Consider the following 5,804-nt stretch of genomic DNA (forward strand, 5'->3'; position numbering starts at 1 on the left):
TGGCCTATCTGGCCAAGCGCCGTCCAAACTGGACGATCTTGCTTGTCACCGTCCTCGCCGTCATCGTCGACCGGCTCCAAACCTGCAGGCCGCGTCTCCGAGCCAAAATCCGCCCGGCATTCGCCTGGGCCCTGTAATCGGGGCGGAAAAAATCTTGCCCAGTCTCTGCGCTCTACCCATCCTACGGGCTCCAAACTCACTGTCGTCATTCCGGGCGATGCCACCGGGTCCGCGCGAAGCGCGGCCCGATGACAGGCTCTGCATCGAGCCTGGCCGCCTCTCAGCCGGCCTTCTGACGCACGGGCTCGCTGAAGACTGCCACCGTGGGAATAGCAGCCTTGTACTTCTCGACTTCGACCACCGCCGTCTGAGCACTGGTGGCTTGAGCCAGTTTCGATGTCGCCTCGCTCACGGTGAGCACATTGACATCGCCATAGCGGCAGAGGGTGCCGGGTTCGCGCGGGTCAACCGGATCGTACCAGCCACCTTCGCTGATACGGATCACGCCAGGCCGGATCTCATCGGTGACCTTGATCCCGACCAGGATCTGTCCGCGGTCGTTAAACGCCCGTGCCACATCGCCGTCCTTCAGGCCGCGCGCGGCGGCATCCTTCGGGCTCATCCAGCAGGGTTCGCGCCCCGACACCGCGTATGTCTCGCGCAGGCTGGTGCCGCAAAGCTGCGAGTGCAGGCGGTAGATCGGATGATTCGAGGCTATGTGCAGCGGATACTTCGTCGTCGGCCCATCCAGACGCTCGACCGGCTCCATCCACGTCGGGTGGGGCGGGCAGTCGTCGTAACCCATCTTCGCGATATTGTTCGAGAAGATCTCGATCTTGCCCGACTGTGTGCCCAACGCGTTCAGCAGCGGATCCGCGCGGAAGTCGGCGTATTGGACGTAGTCCTTCTGCGCCTCCTTCAGCGGAAAGGCCAATGGCTCGTTGTGATTCCAGAACACGTCGAAGACCGGCATCTCCATGCCCTTCGCCCGGGCTTCCAGGCGAGCTGACTCATAGAAATTCCGGATCCAGTCCATTTCCGTCAGACCTTCCGTGTAGTCGTACCGCTTGCCGATGCGGTCGGCGAGGTCGGCGAAGATGTCGTAGTCGCTGCGCGCCTCGTACATCGGCTCGATCAGCTTCTTCATCGGCACGATGTGGCTGAGCGCGTAATCGCCGACTTGCTCGATGTCGTTGCGTTCGTACGACGTGGTGACCGGCAACACGATATCCGCGAAGCGCGCCGTCGGCGTCCATTGGAAGTCATGGACGATGAACGTCTCGATCTTCTTCCACGCTTTGACCATCTCGTTGCGGTTTTGATGATGCATGAACGGATTGCCGCCCGCCCAATAGGCAAGCTTGATGTCCGGATACGTGACTTTCGAGCCGTTGAACTGGATCGTCTTGCCCGGATTGAGCAGCATGTCGACCACCCGGGAGACCGGAATCGACGAGGCCGCCCCGCCGAGGCAGTAGGAGCTCGTGGAACCGCGGGAACAACCGGGAGGCAGATTCACAGGTGAGCTCGCGGGGCTGTCCGTCATGCCCGGCAGGCTCGGCGCAGTATGGGTTGGATTGCCGGCGCTGTAGTGATAGGCGAGCCCGAAGCCGCCGCCCGGCAGACCGATCTGACCGAGCATGGCCGCCAGCGTCACGAACATCCATGGCGGCTGCTCGCCATGATGCTGCCGCTGCGTCGACCAGCCCAGGGCCATCATGGTGCGGTTCTTGGCGAAGCTGCGGGCCAAATCCTTGATTGTCGCCGCATCGATGCCGCAGATGGCGGACGCCCAGTCCGCCGTTTTTGGCGTGCCGTCCGTCTGTCCCAGCAGATAGGGCAGGAACTTCTCGAAGCCCGACGTGTATTTTTTCATGAAGTCCTTGTCGTGCAGGCCCTCCACATACAGCGTATGGGCCATGCCGAGCATCATTGCGACATCGGTCTGCGGCCGTGGCGCGATCCACTCGCCATTGAGGTACTGACAGGTTTCCGTGCGGATCGGGTCGATGCAGACGACCCGGACGCCGGCCTTCTTGACCTCTTCCAGTCCCTGGAACACGCCATGATCCGGCACGATCCAGCCGATCTGGCTGGTGATCATGGGGTTGCTGCCCCAAAGCACCAGGATCTTCGAGTTCTTCGCGACATTCGACCATGTGGAGCATTGATTGACCACGCCCACCGAGCCGATGACGTGGGGCAGGATGACCGACGCGGCGCCGTTCGAGTAATTGCCGATTGAACCGGTGAAGCCGCCACCCATCTTCAGCAGCCGCCACAGCAGCACGCGGCAGCTGTGAACCTTCCCTACGCTCTTCCACCCGTAGGATCCGCCATAGATCGCGCTGTGCCCATACTTCGTGCGCACACGGTCAAGCTCGCCGGCAACGAGATCGAGCGCCTTGTCCCAACTCACCCGGACGAAATCGCCCGTGCCACGCCCAGCGGGATCGGCGCCCGGGCCTTGTTCGAGCCACGCCCGCCGCACCATCGGATATTTGATACGGCTCGGGGAATAGATCGAATTCATCATGCCCTGCAGCATGACGTTGGGATGCGGATCACCTTCCCAGGGGATCACTTTCTCGAGCTGGCCATGGGCAACATGTCCCCGGAACACACCCCAGTGAGACGCCGACAGGATCGTCTTGCTTGACGGCTCAGCCGCCGCACCGCGGCTCAGCAGGGAGCCTCCCGAGGCGCCGAGGGCAGCGAACAGAGCGGAGCTCTTAAGGAAGGAACGGCGGCTGACGCCGGTGTTTGCAGTGAAGGAAAGAACCTCAGACATCGCGGTCTCCTAATAATAATCTTCGGCTTCCGCCCAATCCCCGCCGAGGGACGAGGCAAGGCCGGACACGAAAGCGTCGATCAGCGCGAACACAGCGCCGTAGAATTCAGAACGTGTCGTCCGGGACACGGCATGCTTCACTGCCGGGACCCACCTTGACAGGCGCCTGGCCATATGACGGCTGAGCGCGTGGTTGCCCTGCCGCAAGGCTTCGGCCAGGATGCCCAACTCGATCGCCAGATGATCGGGGGGCTCGCGGCACTCCGCGCCAACGGATGCATCGAGCTCCCGGAGGACGGAGAGCATTTCGACGAGCGGTGTCTGGAACTGGCGTCGGGTTTCCCCGGCATAGGAGCGCTCGTACAAAGACACCGCCTCCGGCCCGGAAACGCCTTCGAAAAGCACGACGTAGACGTGCCCGAGACGCTTCTCGATCTCTTCCGGCGCATGCTCGCGCAAGAACGCCATGATCGCCTGGGCCGCCGCTTCCATGCCCAGCTCATCGCCGAGATCCGCGATGAACTCGAGCATGTCCTCGAAGCGATTGGCCAATACAGCCTCCTTGTCCAAGGGACGCAGGATGAGCCGACTGAACCAATCCGCCACCATGGCCTGGCCGAGCAGATCGCCTTGATTGACCACGCCCGCCGTGACCGTGTGTGACCGGGGGACGTTCTGCGAACGAAGCACGCTCATTTCGCCGAGGCCTCTGCAGCGTGTACGTCCTGCGCGTGGTTCTGCAAATATCCGAGCAGCAACCGGTACTGATCCGTGGTCAGCGACGTATAGCGACGCATCGCACCGAGATTACCGATCCACTGGTTGGCCAGATAGTGATGCGGCTCAGGCAGAGAGTGGCAGGTGCCGCATGAGCTGTTGTACAGACTGGACGAGTAGCTCCACATATCGGCGAGACCGGTATTGAGCCCGGTGTTGTCGATCCAGACGGTCAGGCTCACGGGAGACCAGGCCGGGCCCGACTGAGACGCCACCTTCTGGCCGCGCTCCAACTTCTCGATCGCGGCCTCGTCGAGCACACCGACCATCATCCGCTGGCCCTGCATGCCGAAGATCGCCGACTGCACGCCGTCGACCTGCCATCCCTCCAGCTTCACCTTCAGCAGGTTGTTCTTGCGCTCAAGAACCTTCAGGCGGGCTGTGGCCAGCAGCTTTCCGGCCTCTCCCCCCTTGGTGCCAAAGCCCGCCTCGTCCAGGTGGAACGGCTTGGTATTCACGACATAGACCGAATCCGCCTTGCCGACAGCCGTGGCATCCGAGATCGGCAGCACCACGTTATGTTGCTGCAGCGGGATCATGACGATCTGCGGAGTCAAGTTCGGTTCGGGCTGGCCCGGCGCTGGCTTGTCGACACCCGGCGCGGTCTTCAGATAGGCCGCCATCGCCCGCAGTTCATTGATCGGCAGCTGCGACGTGTTCGCGATCACCTCCGCCATGTCGCCACCCGCTGTCTTGTTGAGTGGACTGATGCCAGACTTGAGGTAGTTCACGACGGAATTCGCGGCCCAGAACTTGATGCCGGTCTCGTCCTGGCTGATGTTCGGAAAATATCCCTTGCCATCAGGCGTGGGGCCGCCGCCGTAATGCATGCCGGCCTTGATCGCGCCGGTGAAGGCACGGGGAGAGTGGCACTCGGCGCAGTGCCCGGCAGCCTCGACCAGATAGCGCCCGCGCGCAACCAGCTCATGCTGCGCACTTGCGTTGGTGGCGGGCTTGGTGGCGACAGACTGATTCTCGATCGGCCGACCGTCGAGGAACGCCAAGCGCCACACGCCGATGCCTCGGCGCAGGCTGTAGGGGAATTTCAAGTCGTGGTCGGGCGCTTTGCCGGGCAAGGGCTCGAGCGTCTTGATGTAGGCGAACATGTCGCGCACATCGTTGGCGCTCATGCGCTGGTACGAGGTGTAGGGGAAGGCAGGATAGAGATTCTTCCCGTCCGGCATCACGTCGGCAGGGCCGACACCTTCGCGCACCGCCTTGGTGAACTGGGCCAGCGTCCAGTTGCCGATGCCATCCTTCGGGTCGGGCGAGATATTCGGCATGTAGAACCGGCCGAACGCGGTGTCGAGCGCCCGGCCGCCGCCCAGCTTCAGATGATCCTTCTGATTCGTCGTTGCGTGACAGGTCGCGCAATCGCCCGCGATGAACATAAGCTTGCCGTTTTCGAGGTTGGCTGGACCCCCGTCGGCGACATCGCGGGCGGGGTGCGTCGCCGACCAGAGCCAGGGCGAGGTGAAAGCGAAAAATCCCACCCCTCCGAATGCGGCTAGCCCCACGACTCCAGCTACCAGCTTTCGTTTCTTCGGCGAAAAATTTTTGGGAGTTGGCATTTCACTTCTCGCCCGGAGCGGGCGGGCCTTCTTCGGTTGTTGAACGCGCCATTGCGTTTCATCATCATGCTCGAAGTCTTGGCAGTCTAACGCCGCGGCAAGGCGGCCGGCTTTGATGCACGTCAATCGATAAGTATGCTGACGATCGGTGCGTCGATCGAGCGCAGACAAGAGATCAGCTTTTGAGAAGCGTTAGCGTTTGCGGAAAAATCTCAGCGCCCGAGACGGTCTCGTTCAAAACACCCGACAATTGCTCTCTGTGAACGTTGCGTCGCCGCGCGGGAGGAGGTCTGCTGGATCGTGAAGGCCTCACGATCCTGCTCGCGGATCAATCGATCGAGCTCGCGCTGGAAGTCTCCGATTTCGCCACTGTGCTGCAGGTGGGCAGGAGCGTGCTGTCAGGCACCGCCGCGGCGCTGGCGCAGGACCCGCAGGTGCAGAAGGCTTATCTCGGCGGGTGAGGTGTAGATTTGTAGGATGGGTAGAGCGAAGCGAAACCCATCATCTTCTTCGCGGCGGAATCGATGGGTTTCGCTGCGTGATCTTCCCCCGAAAAAGTGGACGGGTTTAAGCAGCTTTTAGCTCCATCTCGATCGGCGCGACATATCCGATGGCGGAATGGAGCCTCGTTCGATTGTAGAAGCCTTCGATGAAGGCGAAGATGT

General features: G+C 62.0%; 4 protein-coding genes. 1 reads left to right on the top strand and 3 read right to left on the bottom strand.

Translation table 11 applies throughout. The features are described from left to right. Positions 1-280: 280 nt before the first annotated feature. Genes torA through ACZYOF_RS41585 form a run of 3 tightly spaced genes read right to left on the bottom strand, consistent with a single transcriptional unit; the run spans position 281 to position 5,310 of the window. Positions 281-2,791: a trimethylamine-N-oxide reductase TorA gene (gene torA / locus ACZYOF_RS41575; protein ID WP_463719373.1), complete on the bottom strand. Its 2,511-nt coding sequence runs from the start codon at positions 2,789-2,791 to the stop codon at positions 281-283. A gap of 9 nt (positions 2,792-2,800) precedes the next feature. Then, entirely contained in the window at positions 2,801-3,487 is a 687-nt protein-coding gene (locus tag ACZYOF_RS41580) for a TorD/DmsD family molecular chaperone (protein ID WP_282531021.1), read from the bottom strand. Continuing rightward, a complete protein-coding gene (locus tag ACZYOF_RS41585; protein WP_463719374.1) occupies positions 3,484-5,310 on the bottom strand; it encodes a c-type cytochrome in 1,827 nt (608 codons plus the stop codon). Before ACZYOF_RS41585 ends, ACZYOF_RS41580 begins: the two co-directional genes overlap by 4 nt. 95 nt (positions 5,311-5,405) lie before the next feature. Here ACZYOF_RS41585 and ACZYOF_RS41590 point away from each other — a divergent pair, with 95 nt between their 5' ends. Further along, positions 5,406-5,600 (top strand): hypothetical protein, encoded by a 195-nt coding sequence (locus ACZYOF_RS41590; RefSeq protein WP_463719375.1) that lies wholly within the window; start codon positions 5,406-5,408, stop codon positions 5,598-5,600. The last annotated feature ends 204 nt before the right edge of the window (positions 5,601-5,804 follow it).

The sequence above is a fragment of the Bradyrhizobium sp. LeoA1Lang genome (assembly GCF_055413685.1).

What these genes read in the sequence shown, in the direction of transcription:
- ACZYOF_RS41580 (WP_282531021.1), bottom strand. Translation starts at nt 3,487, where the DNA reads ATGAGCGTGCTTCGTTCGCAGAACGTCCCCCGGTCACACACGGTCACG.
- torA (WP_463719373.1), bottom strand. Translation starts at nt 2,791, where the DNA reads ATGTCTGAGGTTCTTTCCTTCACTGCAAACACCGGCGTCAGCCGCCGT.